The organism is Streptomyces sp. NPDC037100, from assembly GCF_055606225.1.
Window position 1 is genome coordinate 68,490 of sequence record NZ_JBVJSX010000017.1, and the last position, 20,045, is coordinate 88,534.

The window sequence follows — 20,045 nt, forward strand, 5'->3', positions numbered from 1 at the left end:
GTCCATGCGACACCCAGAGTGATCCACCGCGCCTCACCCCGCACCCGCGCCCGGGCGCACGGCAAAGGCCCGGTCCCCCCCAGAGGAACCGGGCCTTCCGTTGTCGTACGACCTCGCTCAGTCGAGGTAGTCGCGCAGCACCTGAGAACGGGACGGGTGGCGCAGCTTCGACATGGTCTTGGACTCGATCTGGCGGATCCGCTCACGGGTGACGCCGTAGACCTTGCCGATTTCGTCGAGGGTCTTCGGCTGACCGTCGGTGAGGCCGAAGCGCATCGAGACGACGCCCGCCTCACGCTCGGACAGGGTGTCCAGGACAGAGTGCAGCTGCTCCTGCAGGAGCGTGAAGCTGACCGCGTCGGCGGGAACGACAGCCTCGGAGTCCTCGATGAGGTCACCGAACTCGCTGTCGCCGTCCTCGCCCAGCGGGGTGTGCAGTGAGATGGGCTCGCGGCCGTACTTCTGGACCTCGATGACCTTCTCGGGGGTCATGTCGAGTTCCTTGGCCAGCTCCTCCGGGGTGGGCTCGCGGCCCAGGTCCTGGAGCATCTGGCGCTGCACACGCGCGAGCTTGTTGATGACCTCGACCATGTGCACCGGGATACGGATGGTGCGGGCCTGGTCGGCCATGGCGCGGGTGATCGCCTGACGGATCCACCAGGTGGCGTACGTGGAGAACTTGTAGCCCTTGGTGTAGTCGAACTTCTCGACCGCGCGGATCAGACCGAGGTTGCCCTCCTGAATGAGATCCAGGAAGAGCATGCCGCGGCCGGTGTAGCGCTTGGCCAGGGAGACCACCAGACGGAGGTTGGCCTCCAAGAGGTGGTTCTTGGCGCGGCGGCCGTCCTCGGCGATGATCTCCAGCTCGCGCTTGAGCTTCGGGGCCAGCTTGTCGGCGTTCGCCAGCTTGTCCTCGGCGAACAGACCGGCCTCGATGCGCTTGGCGAGCTCGACCTCCTGCTCGGCGTTGAGCAGGGGGACCTTGCCGATCTGCTTGAGGTAGTCCTTGACCGGGTCGGCGGTGGCACCGGCGGCGGCGACCTGCTGGGCAGGCGCGTCGTCCTCGTCCTCGTCGGAGAGTACGAAGCCCGCGTTCTCGGGGGTGGCCTCGGGCTCCTCGCCGGCCTTGCCGGGGGCTGCCTCCTCGAGCACTTCCTCCTCGAGGATCTCGGCGTCGTCCTTCTTGGCGCTGGTCTTCTTGGCCGCGGTCTTCTTGGCGACGGTCTTCTTCGCGGCCGCCTTCTTGGCGGTCGTCTTCTTGGCAGCCGCCTTCTTGGCGGGCGCCTCCTCCTCGACGGCGGGTTCGGCGGTGGACGCCGCCGGCGTGGCGGTGGCGGTGGCCTTCCGGGTGGTCACCGCCTTGGCCGCGACCGTCTTGGTGGCGGTGCGCTTGGCGGGGCTCTTCGCTGCGACGCTCTTTCGGGTGCGCTTGGGCTCTGCGGCACTGACCATCAGCGTCACACCCTCTTCCTCGAGGATCTGGTTGAGGCTGCGCAGTACGTTCTTCCACTGAGTGGCCGGAATCTGGTCAGCTTCGAAGGCCCGACGCACGTCATCGCCGGCGATCTGCCCCTCAGCCTTTCCCCGCTCAATGAGCGCCATGACAGAGACGGACTCGGCGATCTCCGGCGGGAGCGTACGGGATGTGCTGGCCGACACGAACAACCTCTCGGAACGTTGGAAAACGGCTTCCGGCCCCGTCCGGTGTGGACTGGAGCCGACCGCCGGCTTGGGGATGGGCCGACGGCGCGGGCGGGGGCCGGGAAGATGCACAGCGCCGTGAACGACGTCCGTATTCCCTCCGCGGCTGTCACCTCTTAGGTCATCGCGTTCTCCCCACGAGCGTTACGCCGAATCTGCGTGGCCCGAGTCACACCCCGTAAGCGAACAAAAACGGTCGAACATGGATAGAACGGGTCACATGCGGTATCGCCCCGACCGCGCCACCGGGTATCGACCCCTTCGCGCCGTCGGACCCCGCAGGATCACAAGGATCCCACGGGGTCCGACGGGAGGCGGATCACCGATCAGGCACTGCCACAGGAGGGGGGTGGCACACCCGGCCGCGCCGCCCGCGGAACGCGGTCAGTGCTCGCGCGGGGCGGGCACCACCCGTTCCACCTCGGGGTGGACCATGAGGAGTTGACGCATGGCCGCCTCGGCCGCCGCTCCGTCACCGGCGGCGAGGGCGTCGCAGATGCGGCCGTGGTGCCCCAGGGAGGTCTCGTTCGGCCGGTCACAGCCCGTGACCGGGCTGCCCGAGACCTGCAGGGCCGCGGACACGATGCCGGACAGATGCTCCAGCATGCGGTTACCCGCGACCTGGATCAGCAGCGAGTGGAACTCGGAGTCGGCGCGGGAGAACGTGAGCGCATCACCCTGAGCCATCGCGTGCCCCATGATCTCGACCATGTCCGCAAGGCGCTGCTGGACGTCCTCGCGACCGTGGCCGGCGGCGAGGCGGGCGGCGAGCGGCTCGATCGTCCACCGCAGCTCGCTCAGCTCGCGGCGCTGGTCGTCGCGCTGGGGCCCGAAGGCCCGCCACTCGATGATGTCCGGATCGAGGAGGTTCCAGTCGCTGACGGGGCGCACGCGCGTGCCGACGTTCGGACGGGCGCTCACCAGACCCTTGGCCTCCAGGACGCGGAGCGACTCGCGGACGACGGTGCGGGAGACCTCGAATCGCTGACCGATCTCCTCGGGCACCAGCGGCCGATCGGCGCCCAGGTCGCCGGAGACGATCATCTGACCCAGCTGTTGAACGAGTTGTCCGTGCAGCCCGCGTCCGCGGCTGCCCGCGGCACGGCGGCCCACACGGCCCAGCTCGGGGTCTCCGCCGTCCCAGGCAGGGATCCCAACGCGGTCGGCGGCGGGCGCCTCGGCGTACGGGTAGCGGTCGAGTTCGCCCGGGCTCGCGAGGCCGGAGTCAGCGGAGCGGGCGGCGGTCATCATGGTGTGCGCAAGGGTACTCACGCATCATTTGTCGGCGCCGCTTCCAACTCCCTTGAGGTCTTTGGTGAAAAGCACACGAAAGGGTGATCGCTCACCCCGTCGCAATTGACGCCTTATCGGAAAGAAATGGGCGCTCTGCGGGGAGTTGTGCGCATGGCCGGACTAAGGGTTACGGACAGTCGTCACCGGAATCTGCTGCGCAGGGTGGTGAGCAGATACGTGCAGAGCAGCGCGGCCAGCGACAACGTCAGTGCGCCGGCCACGGGTTGGGACATCACCTTGAGCGCGGCCTCCAGGTAGCGCTCTCCCCCGAAGGGCCACCGTGGCAGGAGCGTCTCTCGCAGTCGCACGGGGAGCCCGGCCGCGGTTCGCACAGACGGACCGTTCACGAGCCTGTGCACGACGGGTACGACGAGGAGGGGGACGGCGGTCACGGCGGCGAGCCCGGCCGTGGTGGACCGGAAGACACCTGCGGCGAGTACACCGGCCCAGGCGCAGCCGACCACGAGCCCGATCCAACTCGTCATCAGCAGGAACCAGTCAGCGGGAACCTGTGCGAGCTCCCGTCCGTAGACGAGATACAGCACTTCGGCGTCGCAGCCGACGGTGAGGACGGCCAGCATCAGCGCGGTGATCGAGGAGACGAGCAGTTTGGCGGCCAGCAGCCCCAGCCGGCGGGGCACAGTGCCGCGGTCCGCCGCCAGGGCGGGGTGGCGGAACTCGTCGCCGAAGGCCAGCGCGCCCAGCAGGCCCGCGCCGAGCGCCGCGGGCGGCAGGGGCAGCTCCTGCGGCCACGCGGCCAGCAGGCGCGGCTGCGGGGTGTGCCCGATGCGTGCGAGCGCTACGGCAGTCACGGCGGACACGGCAAGTACGACGGCCCCGGTCAGGAACCCGGTGCCGATCCCGGTGGCACGGCGGATCTCGTAGCGGAGTGGGCGGAGCGGGCTGGGGGCGGGACGGACGGAGATGGGGGGCGGCAGAGGAGGCAGCGCGTCGGGCGTGCGAGCGGTCAGGGCACCTGTCGGCTGCGGCGCCCGTGGCCGGGACGGCGCGGTCGCTGCCGGAGAGCCGTCGTCTGATCGGCCGGCCGGGGAGAGTTCCAAGAGCTCGTGCAGCTCGGCGTCGGGCAGCTGCGGTTGCCCGAAGGACAAGGACGGCTGACTGGTGACCGGCTCCCTTGCGTGGGAGAGGGATCCCGGCTCGAGTACGGGGCACGGCTCGGCTGTGGGGGCCGGGGGGTCCGTTGCGGAGAGCTTCGACGGGCCGCCGGACGATGCCGACTCTTCGGACCTGGGCGCAAGGGCCGTCCCGTGTGTGTCCGTGACGCGCGCCGGCTCGGCCAGGATCGCGTCGCGCGGCCCGCTTGCGTGAGCGAGACCCGCACCGGGTCCCATGTCCCCGATCTCGTCGGCGAGTTGGTGAACGACGATGCCGTGGCGAAACGCGATCTCGCCGATGTCCGCGCAGGTACCGCCGTACACCGAAAGGCGGTTGCCGCCCTCTCGGACGACTTCGACGGAGCGCTGCGAGGTGCGGGCCTGCTTGGCCAGGAGAGCTGCAAGACGGGCCGCGTGCGGACTCCGCACTGCCACACGGGGGCGCAGGCGCGTACGCGCGAACTCCGCGGCCTCCTGATCGGCCACGAGCCTGCCCTGTTCCAGGGTGACGACGCGATCGGCGGTGCGCGCAGCCCCCTTGGGGTCGGCCGTGGTGAACAGGACCGTGCCGCCCTGGGCCGCGTATGCGCGCAGCATGCCGTGCAGCCAGTCGCTCTCACGGGTGGAGAGTCCGTCGGCCGGGTCGTCGAGGACGAGGGTGTGCGGGTCGGCCAGGAGAACGCAGGCCAGGCCGAGGCGCCGGTCCATGCCGCGGGAGAGGGTGCCGAGGCGCTCCTCGCGCAGGCTCACGAGCCCGACCGCCTCGAGCACTTCGTCGGAGCGCCGAACCGGAACCCCCGCGGCTGCGCACAGCATGCGCAGATGACCTCGGACCGTGCGGGCGGGATGCCCGGGCACGTCGCCCAGCAACACACCGACCTCGCGCGAGGGGTGGGCGATGCGGTGCAGCGGACGCCCCCGGAAGTGGGTGATGCCGCGACCCTGTTGGAGTTCGAGCATCAGTCTGAGAACCGTCGTCTTGCCGGCGCCCGGTGCTCCGAGCAGCGCGGTGATGCGGCCCGCCTGCGCCTCGAACGAGACGTCGTCGGCTGCGGGCGGGAGCTCTTTGCGGGGGTTGCTGGTCAGTCCGAAGGCCTGGATCACTCACAGCAAGATAGCGCGCTATGTCCGTTTTTTCGGGCACCCCAGGGCCTTACCGAGGTCCGCCTCGGGAAGGACCAACACCCGTGACCGGGCTGCGGCCGGGTCACGGCGCCGCCCGCGCCCGGCCGGCCACTCACACCTCGGGGCGCAGCATCGGGGGGTTGAGCAGCGTCGCGCCACCGGCGCGGAAGAGCTGGGCCGGGCGTCCCCCCTGGCGGGTCGTCGTCCCACCCGTGGGAACCAGGAAGCCGGGCGTGCCTGTGACCTTGCGGTGGAAGTTGCGCGGGTCGAGCGCGACCCCCCACACCGCCTCGTAGACACGGCGCAGTTCCCCGACGGTGAACTCGGGTGGGCAGAAGGCGGTGGCCAGTGATGAGTACTCGATCTTGGAGCGGGCGCGCTCCACTCCGTCCGCCAAGATCTGCGCATGGTCGAAGGCGAGCGGCGCGACCGGCTCGGCCTCACGCCCGTAACCGCCCTGCTGCAACAGTTCCTCGACCGGGGCCCAGCGCGCGTTGCTGGCGTCTCCGCCCGCTCTGGGCGGGGGCAGATCGGGAGCGAGGGCGAGGTGGGCGACGCTGACGACACGCATCCGGGGATCCCGCTTGGGGTCTCCGTAGGTGGCGAGCTGCTCCAGGTGCGCGCCGTTGTCCTGAGCCGGGACGGACGGGTCGTGGACGCGCAGACCTGTCTCCTCCTCCAGCTCGCGCGCCGCGGCCTGCGCCAGATCTTCGTCGGCCCGTACGAAGCCGCCGGGCAGCGCCCAGCGCCCTTGGAACGGCGGTTCCCCCCTGCGCACCGCCAGCGCACACAGGGCATGGCGGCGCACGGTCAGCACGACCAGGTCCACGGTGACGGCGAAGGGCGGAAACGCTGACGGGTCGTAGGGCATGCGGCGATCATAGTCGTCTGCCTGACGATAAACACCTCCTTCGCCGGTCCGTCCGCCTAGTGATCCGCTTCGGTCCGCTTATGGACTCAGCTGCCTGAATCTGGTCATGAAGTGGCACATCGCTGCACGTCACACCCCCAGTTGCAGTCCGTCGGCCGCCTCCTCGACCATGGCCAGGCCGAGTCGGCCGACCCGCACGGAGAATGGGGCACCCGCCACGCGCAGTCCCGTGAAACCGATCTCCCCGAGGGGTGCGCTGCGCACGGGGCGCAGGGTGACCGTGCCTGCCGGGGCATCGGGGCGGATGCCGGCGAGGGTGGTCAGCAGCATGACTCCGGCTGCCGCCGCTGTGGCCGCAGGACGGCAGGCTGCCGGGTGTGGTAGCGGAGCGCTTCCTTCCGTGCGCTGCTCCCCGGCGTACATCTCGGGCAGCCGGTAGGCAAAGGTCTCGGCGGCCGCGAGCACGCCGCGCACCAGTGAGCCGGCCTCCTTCTCGTAGCCCGCGGCGGCGAGTCCCGCGACGGCGAGGGCTGTCTCCTGGGTCCGTACTGCTCCCGCGCGGTGGCCGAACGGATTGAATCCCGCTTCCTTCGAGCCCAGTCCGCGCAGGCCCCAGCCCGAGTCCATGACGGGGCTTCCGAGCAGCCGGGCCAGGTGCTCGGTCCGGACCTTGTCGAGCAGGCCGGGCGCCAACTCACCACCGCCCAGCAGGCCTGTGTCGAGGAGGTGCACTGCAGCGACGCCCAGGTGAGGCACCGGGCTGCCGTCCGGGGCACGTGCCGCGGCGGGCCGGCCGCCTCCCAGGTCCTCGACCCAGAAGTGCTCCCGGAAGGCGGTCCGCAGGGTCTGCGCCCACTCCCGGAGCGCCGCTGCCCCTGTCCGGCCACAGGCGTCGAGCAGGTCGGCTCCGAGCAGTGCGGCACGGTGGGCGTGCGCCTGTGTCTCGCAGCGGACGGGCCCTCCCGGGTTCGGGTCGCGCAGGTAGGTACCGTCGCCCACGGTGTCTTGCAGCCAGGTCAGGCAGCGCTCGGCGGCGGGCAGCAGTGCCTCCGTCTCCTGGTCGGGAAGTCCCCAGCGGCGGGCCTCTGCCAGCAGGGCGGGGAAGAGCAGCGTGGCCTCCGTGCCGGTGCACTGCGGCGGAAGGTACGGCCCGGCGTCCCGTCTGGGACCGGGGATCATTCCGGACTGCGGTCCAGGTCCGGTGAGTTGGGTCCGCGCGAGGATCCGCAGCGTTCCCGCGGCAAGGCCGGTTCCCAGCGGCAGCACCATCCGGGCGGCGGCCAGCGCGTCGGCGGGAGCCAGACCGCAGCGCCAGGGTGCCCCGGCCGCGAGGTGGGTGTCGGCGGGGTGCGCTGAGTCACGCAGGAGGAGGGCCTGGAGGTCCTCGATACTCGTCCGCAGGAGGGTGGGGACTCTCGGGTCGTCGCCCTCCGCACACGCGGCGGCCAGCGGGCTGGTCGCCGCTCGTCCCACGGCTCGGAGGGGCCCCGCGCAGTCCGGCCGCACCCGCAGCTCGACGGTTCTGCTGCCCCCCGGTGGCAGGTCGAGCTCCCACCGCAGCAGCCCGGCCGAGGCCAGGGCGTCCGAGGGAGGCGGTTCGGCCGTTACGGAGGCGTTGCCGGTGGCGCTGGACCAGCGCAGGCCGGAGCCGTGGACACTTGCGGGGAGTCCGGGGCCCGCACTGCCGGAGGCGATCGTGCCGAGGTCGGCCAGGTCAGTGCCCAGGATGATCTCGACCGGCAGCCGCAGGGTGCGCGGAGCCGCGCTGTGCAGGGTGACCCGCTCCGTGCCGTCGGCGAAGCGGTTACGCTCCACGATCACGTCAGGGTCCGGGCCCGTATGCGGTGACGTACGGAGTGTGCCCACGAACCGGGCACGGTCGGCCGAGGCCATGCGGGCCTGTACCGCGAGCGGTTCTCGTCCGGCGACCCGGATCTCGCACCGGGAGAGCACGCGGCGGCCTGCACGGTAGAAGCCCTCCAGTCCGCGGCCGGTCAGCTGCCCGTCCTCGGTTGAGATGGCCAGGCCGGGAAGGGCGACACAGATCATTGCGGTGTGGGCGGGGGGCAGGTCGGCGGACCAGCGCAGTCCGGGGATCGTTGCACCCCGGGGCGGGGGTGTGGATGAGTGCCCCAAGGGTGACGGTGTCCGCCCTTGAGCAAAGGGCGATGAGGCCGGGCCGCATCCCGGACCCGTGCCAGGGCGACGGCTCTGGCCCGACCACCGTGGCAACGAACGGCCCGGGCCCGACGGCGAGGGCGGACGCCAGTCGGCGCCGAGGGGTGCAGAGGGGTAGGACGTGCTGCCGGGGAACCTCGGCCCGTAACCGTCGACATGTGCAGCCGGTCGCGGAGGGACAACCTGGTCCCCTGCTCGCGGTACCCGGCCCCCGGGCGGGCCGAGGCCCGACCCGAGGGGCAGTGGGGGGCCACCCTGGGGGCGGCGGTCGTCGGCGGCGGGCGGAGTCGGCTGGTGCATGGGACGGCTTCCTCTGCGCTCGGTGCGCCAAGATCGAGTTCGGCGCGGGTGCCGGAGGGCTCCGACGGAGCAGGGGCGGTGCGGCCTCACGGCCCGTCCGGCCGTTCCGCCACTCAGGTGAACGCTGCGAGCGTCCTGCGGGTCACGCCCGTGCTCCGGCCCCATGGCGTTGAGGCCACCCGCAGGAAGCTCACTCCTCACCGCGCACGCCGTGGCCGGACTGCACACCGTCCTCGCCCCTGTCCTGGCCAGGCATGGAGGCCTTCTTCGGTGCACGCGCACGCGCGCCGCCCGTTCGTACACTGCCGGGCCGGGCGGTACCCGCCGTTGTCGCACAGCCTGGGCGACCACCGGATTCGGTAGCACCCGCAGGGGGTGAGGTGGCCGCAGGGTGTGAGGTGGCCGCAGAACGTGTGGTGCCAGCGGGACGTGTGGCGCCTGCCGGTGCGCGTCGGCCGGTGGTGCGGGATCCGCCGTCACGGTCGGCCTCGCGGGTACCGCCGGATGCTGCGCCGGTGGTGGCGGCCGGACGAGTGCGGCGGCGACGGCGGGACGGCGCCCCCGATCGAGAGGGCTTTGCGTGCGGCTCGGACTCGGGTGGCACGGTCGCCGGTGAGGAGTTGCCGGATGGTCCGAGCCGGGGCGCCGCTGCTTGAGAGGGTTTGCCATGGGGCTCGGTCTCGGTCGCCGCGGTGGTGTCGCGTCCGGCGGACTCGGTACTGTCCGCCCGCCTTTCCAGGTCGGCGGCCGCACGCCCACGGTCTTCCCGCTCCGCCCGAAGGCACCTGCGGATCGACTCCGGGTCGAGGCCTTCGTTGCAGGCCTGGTGCAGGAGGCGGGCGAAGAGGTAGTCGGGATCGGCGCCCAAGGCCATGGCAAGGGCTTCACGAGCCTCGAGTTCGTCGCCGGCGGACCAGGCGACCCAGCCGGCGAGGGTGAGCGGCGCAGCGGCGTGTTCACCGTAGGGCCCGACACAGCGACGGGCGAGGGTCCGCCAGAGGCGTAGGGCGCGTGCGGCTTCGTCGCCCTCCATCCACGCGGCGGCCCGGTCGCGGGTGGCTCGGTCCTGGAGGCCGAGGATCAGCCGGGCGGCCTCGTCGTAGCCGAGCAGTTCGTCGTCGCGAAGATCCGCCAGGAGCATGCCGGAAACCGGCCGTGCCTCGGCGAAGCGGTCCAGGATCCTGCCGGCCAGTTCCAGCGTCTCGTCGGCCACGATGGCGCGGCCCGCGTCGTCCAGGATTTTCGGCACCAGCGCCATGCTGGCGGTGTCCAGGGCGGCCTCCTGCTCGATGGCCGCGGCGTTCTCCCAGGGCAGCAACCGGGCCCGGAGCTCCCGCAGCGTGCCGCGCACCTGGATCCCGGCGTAGGTGGCGGCTGCGGCCAGCACGGAGGTTCCGGGGAGGCCCATGGGGGCTCCTTCGGAGGAGCAACATGCCTCGTTGTCACAGCAGTACGACCAGTAGCGGCCATCCGAGATGCACAGTGCCTCGACGACCACCACGTCCAGGGAACCGCACTCGACGCGCAGCCTCTGGGCCAGGGGCCGCAGCCGCTCCATCACCTGGCGGCCGGTCTGTCCTTTCTCCGGTTCCTGGCACAGGAAGGCGACCATCGACTCGGGCCGGGCTCCTCGGCGTTCGCTGCCCGTCACGAGGCCCTGGGACAGCTGCCGGGCTGCTGAGGGCCAGTCGTCCGCGTTCGCGGGGATACCGAGCCGGGCCCGGCCTCCGAACCGCCCGCGTCCGTTGCTGTCGTGGAGTGCGACCAGGACGATGCTGTCTTCGGGGCGGTATCCGAGCAGGTACGGCAGGGCGTCGGCCAGCTCGGCCGGCGTGCGCAGGGTGACCTGGTGCTCACCTGCGTGACCGGCGCACGGCGGGCTGGAGGTGTGCAGCCCGGACGGGTCGTTCCCCTTCTTCTCCTGTTTGCTGTTCGTGTGCCCGTTCTGCGTCTCGGGCCCGGTGATGTCACCGTTCTCAGAGGATCCGGTCGTTTCGCTGTGGTTCGTCATGCGAAGACGATCTCGCGGAACCCAAACCTCCGCTTGAGCCTGTGGATAAGTCTGGTCAGGGACGCGTCATCCACAGCCATTGCGTCCACAGGTCTCGGTGCACGGCTCCGGATGTCAGTGCCGTCCTGTTGTATGGAACGCATGGAGCACACGAGCAACGCGGAACTCCGGGCGGCCGCCGACGCCGTTCTCACCCGTCTCGTCGGGGACGTCTCGGGAGAGGCCCGGCTGCGCGAGGACCAGTGGCTGGCGATCGAGGCGCTGGTCGCCGACAGACGCCGTGCCCTTGTCGTCCAGCGCACGGGCTGGGGCAAGTCCGCGGTGTACTTTGTGGCGACCTCGCTGCTGCGGGCGCGGGGCAGCGGTCCCACCGTGATCGTGTCCCCACTGCTCGCGCTCATGCGAAACCAGGTCGAGGCGGCGGCCCGGGCCGGCATCCACGCCCGGACCATCAACTCCTCCAACACCGAGGAGTGGGATGCCGTTCAGGACGAGATCGCCGCGGGCAAGGTGGACGTCCTGCTGGTGAGTCCCGAACGGCTCAACAATCCGGACTTCCGTGACCAGGTGCTCCCTCGGCTCGCGGCCGCCACCGGGCTCCTGGTGGTGGACGAGGCCCACTGCGTCTCCGACTGGGGCCACGACTTCCGCCCGGACTACCGCAGGCTGCGCACCATGCTCGCCGATCTCCCGTCCGGGGTGCCGGTGCTCGCGACCACCGCCACGGCCAATGCGCGCGTGACCGCCGACGTGGCTGAGCAGCTCGGCACCGGCGGCAGCTCGGACGCCCTCGTCCTCAGGGGCCCGCTGGACCGGGACAGCCTGAGCCTGAGCGTGCTGCGCCTGCCGGACTCCGCGCACCGGATGGCATGGCTCGCCGAGCACCTCGACGAGTTGCCTGGGTCCGGAATCATCTACACCCTGACCGTGGCCGCCGCCGAAGAGGTCACCGCCTTCCTCCGGCAGCGCGGCCACACGGTCTCGTCGTACACGGGCAAGACGGAGAACGCCGATCGTCAGCAGGCCGAGGAGGATCTCCTCGGCAACAAGGTGAAGGCGCTGGTCGCCACCTCGGCGCTCGGTATGGGCTTCGACAAGCCCGACCTGGGCTTCGTGGTGCACCTGGGCTCGCCCTCCTCGCCCATTGCCTACTACCAGCAGGTGGGCCGCGCGGGACGTGGCGTGGAGCATGCCGAGGTGCTCCTGCTCCCGGGCAAGGAGGACGAGGCGATCTGGAAGTACTTCGCTTCGCTCGCCTTCCCCCCGGAAGACCTGGTGCGCCGTACGCTCGATCTCCTCGCGCAGGCGGAGAAGCCCCTGTCGTTGCCCGCCCTGGAGCCTTTGGTGGAGCTGCGCCGCTCCCGGCTCGAGACCATGCTCAAAGTCCTCGACGTGGACGGGGCGGTCAAGCGCGTCAAGGGCGGCTGGATCGCGACCGGGCAACCGTGGGCCTACGACACCGAGCGGTACGCCTGGGTGGCGCGTCAGCGAGAGGCCGAGCAGCAGGCCATGCGCGCGTACACGTCGACGACGGGTTGCCGCATGGAGTTCCTGCAGCGCCAGTTGGACGACGAGGCGGCCAAGCCGTGCGGTCGCTGCGACAACTGCGCCGGTCCGCGCTTCACCGCCGACACGTCCGAGGAGGCGCTCGATGCCGCGCGCGTGGACCTGGGCCGGGCAGGTGTCGAAGTGGAGCCCCGGCGGATGTGGCCCACCGGGCTGCCGGCGATCGGAGTGGAGCTCAAGGGACGCATCCCCGCCGACGAACAGGCCGCGCCCGGACGCGCGCTGGGACGCCTGTCGGACATCGGGTGGGGCAACCGACTGCGGCCCATGCTCGCCCCCCAGGCCCCCGACCTCCCCGTGCCCGACGACGTGGCCAGGGCGGTGGTGGACGTACTGGCCGACTGGGCCAAGGGCCCCGGCGGCTGGGCCCCCGGCGCACCGGAGGGCCGATCGCGCCCGGCCGGCGTCGTCACCGTCGCCTCGCGTACGCGGCCGCAGCTGATCAACTCACTGGCGGCCCACATCGCGGAGATCGGCCGGCTGCCGCTGCTGGGCACCGTCGAGTACACCGGTGATGCTCACCCAAGCTCCCGGAGCAACAGCGCCCAGCGGTTGAAGACGCTCGACGGGGCTCTGACCGTGCCGCCCGCCCTCGCCTCCGCTCTCGCCGGGGCCCGTGGCCCGGTCCTCCTGGTGGACGACTACACGGAGACCGGCTGGACCCTCGCGGTCGCGACCCGCATGCTCCGACGCTCCGGTGCGCAGGGGGTGTTGCCGCTGGTGCTGGCCGTGCAGGGCTGACGGCGTGCCCGGGTTCGGGGCGGTTGTCCCGGCACACACCTCTGGACGCCGCCCACCCTCATGACGTACGAACGTGTCGTGCTCGAACGCCCCAGAGGTGGTCCGTCGACACACACCCCGGGGATATTAGCCGCGGAGCATCCGATAACGGTCGGCTGCCTCAATTGCTCGTTGCCGCATTCAAGTTCGACAGGAAGAATTGAAGTCCGCTCCCGCACGGCTCGCCCGACGCTCCGGTAGGGCTTTGCCGCGGTGCGCGCTCCCAGAATCCGACCCCGCCCGCAGTGTGGGCGCGTAGCCGAAGGGAGGACCGTGACCTTCGGATTCGCTCCGGCCTCGGTAGCGGCGTCGACGTCCGTCGCTTCCGCCAACCGCCTGCTCGAACCCGCGGAATGGGCCGCCGCCGGGATCCCACTCCTGCGCAACCCCCGCGAGATCGTCAGCGGACTGCACGCCCGGCACCACCCGCAGCCGGCGACCGCTGTCGTCGCCGTGCTCGACCCGGACGAGCGGCTGCGGGCGAGCGCCTCGTTCGTGCGCCGTTCGGCTCCGGCCGACGGCTGGATGTTCCGCAACGCGCTGCTCGCGCAACTGCGTCGGGTCATCCCGCACGATCTGCGCCGCCGGACACCGGTACGCACCGCGGTGCTGCTCTACTGCCGTGAGGGCGACGCGCGTTGGACGGAGGAGGACGGCGCGTGGATGTGGGGGCTGCGCGACGCGTGCACCCTGCACGGGCTGCGCTGCGGGGCGTACATCACGCTGACCCGTGACGGCTGGCAGGTCCTGGGCGAGGGCCGCGGTGGACGCCGCCCTCACTCCGCCTCGGCACCGGAGCCGTTCGCCACGTCGGAGGCACCGCCGCCCATACCGCGCACCGGTGGCGCCTCCGAGGTACTGCGCCGCGCGGCGGCGGCCCGCTGAGTCCCGGCCGGCCGCTCCCCCACGGCCCCGGCACAAACGGTGCCGTGCCGCCCGGCACTCCGGGATCACGACGACGGGCAGCAGGAACGAGCACTCTGAACCCTGCTCTGCCCGAGCCGCACGCACAGTCGTCCGCCGCAACCGCGGTGGCGCTCCCTTGATCGGACGAGGCCAGCACACTGTCACGGTCTCCCACTCGCCGGGCAGGGTGAATCGTCCGCCGTGCGGCGCCGCAGCAGCGGCGCCCCAGGTCGCCCCAGCGCCCTACCGGGCGCTACGGCACCGGCTCAGACGCCCGCGCCCAGCACCGAGTTGATCCGCTGCGGGTCACCACAGACGATCAGCAGGGCGCCGGCCCGGGAGTGGGCCAGGGACAGGGCGCTCACGGCCGCGGCCTCGGGACCACCGTTGACAGCGACCACGACCACCGGACGCGACGCGGCGCGTTCCGCGATGGCGGCGTCCGTGTAGAAGACGTCATCGCCCGCGTCGTGTTGAGCCCAGTAGGAGGTCTCACCGAAGGACAGCTCGTGGGCGGCCCACGGGTGCTGCTCGCCGGTCGTGATCACCAGGATGTCACCGGGGGCACGACCGGAGTCCAGGAGCAGGTCCACGGCCTCCTCGGCGGCGTCGAGCGCCCCCTCCACGGAAGCCGGGATCAGCTGGATCTGCGGGGTGACCGGAGCGGCGGCACCGGCAGCAGGGCCCGACGGAGCGGGCTTGGCGGCCACATCGCGCGGCGTACGTTGCACCGGCGGCGCCGGCCGGAGAGGGCCGGGGCGACCGGGACGCGACGGGGCCGCGGGACGGGGGCCTGGTACGGGACGGGGGGTCGGCGCGATTCGGCCGCTGGCCGGAGTGGCGCGGGGACCCTGGGCACTCTCGTGAATCTGAGGCTCCTCGGGAATGAGAGGCATGGGTTGATATTTATCAAACGCTAGTACGGCCCGCTTCGGCGGGTGGCGCATGCGCGGAACGAAACCGTCAGAAGTCGAAGCCGAGCTGACCCTCGATCTCCGGAACGCTTCCGTCCGCCCAACTGCGGACCTTCTTGAGGTGCCGCCACTGGGGCAACGCATCAAGATACGCCCACGACAAGCGGTGGTAGGGGGTGGGGCCCCGCTCCGCCAGTGCGGCCTTGTGCACCGGTGATGGATACCCGGCGTTGTCCGCAAAACCGAAGTCTGCATGGTCGATACCCAGTTCGGCCATCATTTTGTCGCGCTGGACCTTGGCGATCACCGAGGCCGCTGCGACCGCCACGCAGGACTGGTCACCCTTGATCACCGTACGGACCCGCCAGGGGGTACCGAGGTAGTCGTGCTTGCCGTCGAGGATGACCGCGTCGGGACGGACCGGCAGTGCGTCCAGCGCACGCCCCGCCGCGAGCCGCAGGGCGGCCGTCATGCCCAGGGCGTCTATCTCCTCCGGGGAGGCATGCCCCAGTGCGTACGACGTCACCCAGGTCCGCAGTTCCTCGGCGAGGGCGGTGCGTCGTTTGATGGTGAGCAGTTTGGAGTCCGTGAGCCCCTCGGGCGGACGGCGCAGTCCGGTGATCGCCGCGCAGACGGTGACGGGACCGGCCCACGCGCCGCGCCCCACCTCGTCGACACCTGCAACGATCTTCGCTCCGGTCGTGGCTCGAAGGGAGCGCTCGACGGTGTGAGTAGGCGGTTCGTACGGCATGGCGCACCTAGATTACGCCGCCCTTATGCGTCCGCGACACCCCGGTCCGCCGCGGCGGGCTCGCCACCATCGCGAGCCTCCTTCGGGCGCCGTGCAACACGAGCGCGGCGCACCGTACGACGCGAGCATGGCGCACCGCACAGCGCGACTGTGCCGCACCCTCCCGCAGGAGCGACAGACCCCTCGGCCGGGATGTCAGGAACCGTGCGGACGCAACAGCGGAACCATCAACTGGTCGATCATCTCCTCGACTTCACGGTCCTCCCATTCACATCCGCACATCTTGGAGCGATACATCATCATCGCCGGTATGGCGTCGAAGACATAACCGTTCACAGCCTCGGGGCGCACCTCACCTCGCTTGACACCTCGACCGACAACCTCGCGCAACATCTCCATGGTGGGCTCCACAACCCCCTCGAAGATCACGGCACGGAAGCGTTCGGCCTGCGCTGTGTCGCACTCGTGAATCACCGAGCGAAGCGCGGAACCCGGACGGGAGAACATCGCGTCACGGGCTCGCAGGCACAGCGCCAAGAGGTCATCACGCACTCCCCCTTCGTCCGGGACCGCATCGAACTGCGGCAGCCCGGCACGCAAGGCGTCGGCTACAAGATCCTCCTTGGACGGCCAACGCCGGTAGACCGCAGCCTTGCCGGTCTGGGCGCCGGCGGCGACGCCCTCCATCGTCAGGCCGTTCCAGCCGACGGTGCTGAGCTGATCCAGGGCGGCTTCGAGGATGGCGCGTTCGAGTACCGCGCCTCGGCGGCGAGCGGCCGTCCGAGCGGGCGCATCCGCCCAGCTGGGGGTAACCATCTGACTCTCTCCAACGAGCAGAGGAAGCGGGCATTTCGGGGGCGGGGGACGCGTCGGACGGCCACACAGGGGGGACGCGCCGGACGACGACGCCGTAAGTGAACGCTTGCGTTCACTGTCGGGGACTCACTACCGTTGACGCGGCAGTGAACGTCAGCGTTCACTAAAGCACTCGTGGGGGACCCATAGTGACCACCTCTCCATTGCTCCAAGATCGCAAGCCGGGCGCGGCCCGCCGGGAGGGCCGCCCCGGTATCGCACTCACCGTCATCGCGGCCTGCCAGCTCATGGTGGTACTCGACGCGACGATTGTGAACATCGCGCTTCCGCACATTCAAGCCGCGCTCGAGTTCAGCACCACCGACCTCACCTGGGTCGTCAGCTCCTACACACTGACCTTCGGCGGCCTGCTGCTCCTCGGCGGCCGCGCCGGTGACATCCTCGGGCGGCGCCGGATCTTCATGACCGGCATCTTGCTGTTCACCTTCGCCTCGCTGCTCGGCGGGCTGGCCCAGGAGCCCTGGCAGTTGCTGGCCGCCCGGGTCCTGCAGGGGGTGGGCGGCGCGATCGCCTCGCCCACCTCGCTCGCGCTCATCACCACCACGTTCCCCGAGGGGCCGGAGCGCAACCGGGCTTTCGGCGTCTTCGCCGCCGTCTCCGCCGGTGGTGGTGCCATCGGTCTGCTCGCGGGCGGCATGCTCACCGAGTGGCTCGACTGGCGCTGGGTGCTCTTCGTGAACGTGCCGATCGGCGTGCTGATAGCCGTGCTCACTCCGCTGTACATCAACGAGTCCGAACGACACACCGGCCGCTTCGACATCGCGGGCGCGGTGACGTCGACCGCGGGCATGGCGCTGCTCGTCTACGGCTTCATCCGAGCTGCGGACGAGGGATGGCGGGACAGTCTCACCATCGGGTCCTTCGCTGCCGCCGTGGTGCTGCTGCTGGCCTTCGCGCTCATCGAGTCCCGGGCCAAGGAGCCGATCACGCCGTTGCGGATGTTCGCCGACCGCAACCGCTCGGGCACGTACGTGATCATGCTGAGCCTGGCCGCGGCGATGTTCGGCATGTTCTTCTACATCGTTCTGTTCGTGCAGAACGTGCTCGGGTACACCCCGATCGAGGCAGGGCTCGCCTTCCTGCCCGTGACGGTCGTGATCGCACTCGGCGCGGGCCTGTCGCAGCGGTTCCTGCCGGTGCTGGGCCCCAAGCCCTTCATGCTGGTGGGCTCGGCACTCGCGATGACCGGACTGGCCTGGCAGGCGCTCATCAGTTCCGACAGCTCGTACGCCGGCGGGGTCCTGGGCCCGATGCTGGTGTTCGGCTTCGGCATGGGGCTGAACTTCGTGACGCTGACGCTCACCGCAGTCTCCGGTGTCGCCCCGCACGAGGCGGGGGCGGCGTCCGGGCTGCTCAACACCACGCAGCAGGTGGGCGGATCGCTGGGCCTTGCCATCTTGACGACGGTCTTCGGAACGGCGACCAAGGACGAGGCGGAGAAGCAGCTTCCGAAGTTCATGGCCGACGGATCCGCGGAGCAGAAGGCGGAGTTCGCCAGGACCCAGCAACTGCCCGCACCTTGGGGGCACGAGGTGCTGGCGCAGGGCATCTCGACGGCCTTCATCCCGGCCGCCGCGATGGCCGTCCTCGCTCTGGTCACGGCCTGGCTGGTGATCCGGGTCCGCAAGAGCGACCTGGAGGCGCTCTCCGGCTCTGCCGGACCGGGGCTCGGCTGATTCCAGGGTGTCACGAGCCGGCCCCGGTGGCCCGTGGGCGGGCACGACACAGACTCGCCGACGCCCGTCGAGCCGGTTCACGATCAGCTCCCTCGGACACTCGGGCTCTATGCGGGGAACGGAGGGCGAGGTCAGCAGCGCGGCCAACCGCATGCCTCCCACACGAGGCGCGACAGCGCCCCACCTGGACCAACGGATCAGAACCGCGAACGGAAACTTCATGACGCCCCCTCCTCCGCGCTCACCCGAATGTCCGGCACACGTGCGCCTCGATGGCCCACACAACGGATACCGGAACAACGGACCGACGGTTACAGAGAGTTCCCGAGACGTACGGAGAGTTCCGATGGCTGGGAGTCCTGGCTCTCAGGCCGACAGGGGCACCCAGTCCGGAAGCGGCTCCGTCCGCTCGACCCAGTCGGCGGGCGGCGCCCCCGCCTTCCCCGATGCGACGACGCCGCCGACGATGGCGCACGTGGTGTCGACGTCCCCGCCCACCTGGGCGGTCGTCCAGAACGCCCGCTCGTAGTCGCCCAGGCTTCTCGCGGCCGACCAGAGAGCGAAGGGCACGGTGTCGTGGGCGGTCGTACGCCGCCCGCATCCCAGCACCGCCGCGACCGTGCCCGGGTCGTCGTAGTCGAGCATGTCCCGGGCCCGGCGGAGTCCCGCACCCACTGCGCTCTTCGGCACCAGATCGATGACCCCGTCGAGGAGTGCTTCGGCGCCGGGCGGCCCCTCGGGGGCGGCGGCGAACGCGGCCGCCGCGGCGACGGCCATGGCCCCGACGACCGCCTCGCGGTGCTGATGAGTGGTGTAGGCGGAGATCTCCGCCTGATGCGTCGCCTGCTCAGGATCGCCGGCGTACCAGGCGCCCAGCGGGGCGATCCGCATCGCCGCGCCATTGCCCCACGACCCCTGTCCCTTGAAGAGCGCGGCGGCGAGTTCCCGCCAGTCGCCACCCTCCCGGACGAGGCGCAAGAGGCGATTGACGGCCGGGCCGTACCCTCGGTCGAAGTCGTGGCGCTCGGCGAAGGAGAGGGCCAGGGCGTCCTGGTCGATGCGGTGGTGGGCGGCCAGGACGGCGACGACCGAGCCGGCCATCTCCGTGTCGTCCGTCCACTGCCACGTCCCGGACGGCACCTCGCGGCGCTTCAGCAGCGGGTAGTTCACCGGCACGAAGTACTGGGAGCCCAAGGCGTCCCCGACGGACAGTCCGCGCAGGCAGGCCAGGGCGCGGGCCAGGCGCACGTCGGGGGAGGAATCAGCGGTCATCGCCCTGCCACTCTATCCGGTGATCTCGTACGGCTCTGGATCTCGCCAGCGGTCGAAGGGCCGGTCGAGCGTGTACTTGCCGTCCTCCCCCAGAACGAGCATCCGCACCTCGCCGTTCCCCGGGTTCGACAGCGACTCGAACTCCGCGACGGTCCAGTGGAACCACCGCATGCAGAACAGCCGCATGGCGAGGCCGTGCGTGACGATGAGGACGTTCGGCGGGTGGTCCGGGTCCTCGAAGCTGCGGAAGAGGCTCTCCAGGAAGCCCCCGACCCGGTCGTAGACATCGGCACCGGACTCGCCCTGGGCGAAGCGGTAGAAGAAGTGGCCGTACGCGTCCCGATAGGCCTTCTGGAGGCGGACCTCGTCCCGGTCCTGCCAGTTGCCCCAGTCCTGCTCGCGCAGCCTGGGTTCCTCGCGCACCCGTATGAGACCGGTGTCCAGGTGGAACGCGCGCAACGTCTCGTGCGTACGCCGGTACGGGGAGACATAGACGCTGACGCGCTCGTCGCCGAAGAGCTCGCGCAGTTGCTCGCCCGTCGCCTCCGCCTGCCGTCGGCCGCGCCCGGTCAGTGCCAGGGCGTGGTCGGGTTCGCGCTCGTAGACGGAGTCATCAACATTGCCCGTTGACTCGCCGTGCCGGACAAGGACGATGCGCCGTGGTCGTGCCATGCCAAGACCCTAGATCGGGTGAGGGCCCGTGGAGCACT

Annotated in this window: 14 protein-coding genes; 3 read left to right on the forward strand and 11 right to left on the reverse strand. The window is 70.9% G+C overall.

The genetic code is table 11. From position 1 onward, the window contains the following. Positions 1 to 117: 117 nt before the first annotated feature. The 6 genes from ACZ7EG_RS36905 to ACZ7EG_RS36930 all read right to left on the reverse strand — a co-directional run bounded on the left by ACZ7EG_RS36905 (position 118) and on the right by ACZ7EG_RS36930 (position 10,594). Positions 118 to 1,659, reverse strand: coding sequence for an RNA polymerase sigma factor (locus tag ACZ7EG_RS36905; protein WP_471088716.1), 1,542 nt, complete (start codon positions 1,657 to 1,659; stop codon positions 118 to 120). Between the two features lie 426 nt (positions 1,660 to 2,085). Beyond that, a complete protein-coding gene (locus ACZ7EG_RS36910) occupies positions 2,086 to 2,973 on the reverse strand; it encodes a FadR/GntR family transcriptional regulator (protein ID WP_471088718.1) in 888 nt (295 codons plus the stop codon). A gap of 161 nt (positions 2,974 to 3,134) precedes the next feature. Continuing rightward, on the reverse strand, positions 3,135 to 5,213 hold the full coding sequence (locus ACZ7EG_RS36915; protein ID WP_471088720.1) for an ABC transporter ATP-binding protein: 2,079 nt from the start codon (positions 5,211 to 5,213) through the stop codon (positions 3,135 to 3,137). A gap of 133 nt (positions 5,214 to 5,346) precedes the next feature. Then, complete coding sequence (locus ACZ7EG_RS36920) at positions 5,347 to 6,105, reverse strand: NUDIX hydrolase (RefSeq protein WP_471088722.1); 759 nt, start codon at positions 6,103 to 6,105, stop codon at positions 5,347 to 5,349. 129 nt (positions 6,106 to 6,234) lie between these two features. Then, the gene (locus ACZ7EG_RS36925; RefSeq protein ID WP_471088801.1) at positions 6,235 to 8,154 is read right to left on the reverse strand and encodes a glycogen debranching N-terminal domain-containing protein; all 1,920 of its coding nucleotides are present in this window, start codon (positions 8,152 to 8,154) and stop codon (positions 6,235 to 6,237) included. 619 nt (positions 8,155 to 8,773) lie between these two features. Further along, a complete protein-coding gene (locus ACZ7EG_RS36930) occupies positions 8,774 to 10,594 on the reverse strand; it encodes a DUF4192 domain-containing protein (RefSeq protein WP_471088724.1) in 1,821 nt (606 codons plus the stop codon). A 141-nt stretch (positions 10,595 to 10,735) separates the two neighbouring features. Between ACZ7EG_RS36930 and ACZ7EG_RS36935 the strand changes: the two genes are divergently transcribed. Both ACZ7EG_RS36935 and ACZ7EG_RS36940 read left to right on the forward strand, forming a co-directional pair. After that, complete coding sequence (locus ACZ7EG_RS36935) at positions 10,736 to 12,901, forward strand: RecQ family ATP-dependent DNA helicase (RefSeq protein ID WP_471088726.1); 2,166 nt, start codon at positions 10,736 to 10,738, stop codon at positions 12,899 to 12,901. A gap of 312 nt (positions 12,902 to 13,213) precedes the next feature. Beyond that, positions 13,214 to 13,825, forward strand: a complete 612-nt coding sequence (locus ACZ7EG_RS36940; protein ID WP_471088728.1) for a hypothetical protein — start codon at positions 13,214 to 13,216, stop codon at positions 13,823 to 13,825. Between the two features lie 287 nt (positions 13,826 to 14,112). On the opposite strand, the gene ACZ7EG_RS36945 is transcribed toward ACZ7EG_RS36940, so the two are convergent. From ACZ7EG_RS36945 to ACZ7EG_RS36955, 3 genes are all read right to left on the reverse strand, one after another. After that, positions 14,113 to 14,742, reverse strand: a complete 630-nt coding sequence (locus ACZ7EG_RS36945) for a hypothetical protein (RefSeq protein ID WP_471088730.1) — start codon at positions 14,740 to 14,742, stop codon at positions 14,113 to 14,115. Between the two features lie 67 nt (positions 14,743 to 14,809). After that, entirely contained in the window at positions 14,810 to 15,511 is a 702-nt protein-coding gene (locus ACZ7EG_RS36950; protein WP_352100409.1) for a ribonuclease HII, read from the reverse strand. A 195-nt stretch (positions 15,512 to 15,706) separates the two neighbouring features. Beyond that, on the reverse strand, positions 15,707 to 16,327 hold the full coding sequence (locus ACZ7EG_RS36955) for a TetR/AcrR family transcriptional regulator (protein ID WP_471088733.1): 621 nt from the start codon (positions 16,325 to 16,327) through the stop codon (positions 15,707 to 15,709). A 188-nt stretch (positions 16,328 to 16,515) separates the two neighbouring features. Between ACZ7EG_RS36955 and ACZ7EG_RS36960 the strand changes: the two genes are divergently transcribed. Continuing rightward, entirely contained in the window at positions 16,516 to 18,063 is a 1,548-nt protein-coding gene (locus ACZ7EG_RS36960; RefSeq protein WP_471088735.1) for an MFS transporter, read from the forward strand. Between the two features lie 366 nt (positions 18,064 to 18,429). On the opposite strand, the gene ACZ7EG_RS36965 is transcribed toward ACZ7EG_RS36960, so the two are convergent. Beyond that, complete coding sequence (locus ACZ7EG_RS36965; RefSeq protein ID WP_471088737.1) at positions 18,430 to 19,335, reverse strand: ADP-ribosylglycohydrolase family protein; 906 nt, start codon at positions 19,333 to 19,335, stop codon at positions 18,430 to 18,432. A gap of 12 nt (positions 19,336 to 19,347) precedes the next feature. Beyond that, positions 19,348 to 20,007: a histidine phosphatase family protein gene (locus ACZ7EG_RS36970; RefSeq protein WP_471088739.1), complete on the reverse strand. Its 660-nt coding sequence runs from the start codon at positions 20,005 to 20,007 to the stop codon at positions 19,348 to 19,350. Between the last annotated feature and the right edge of the window lie 38 nt (positions 20,008 to 20,045).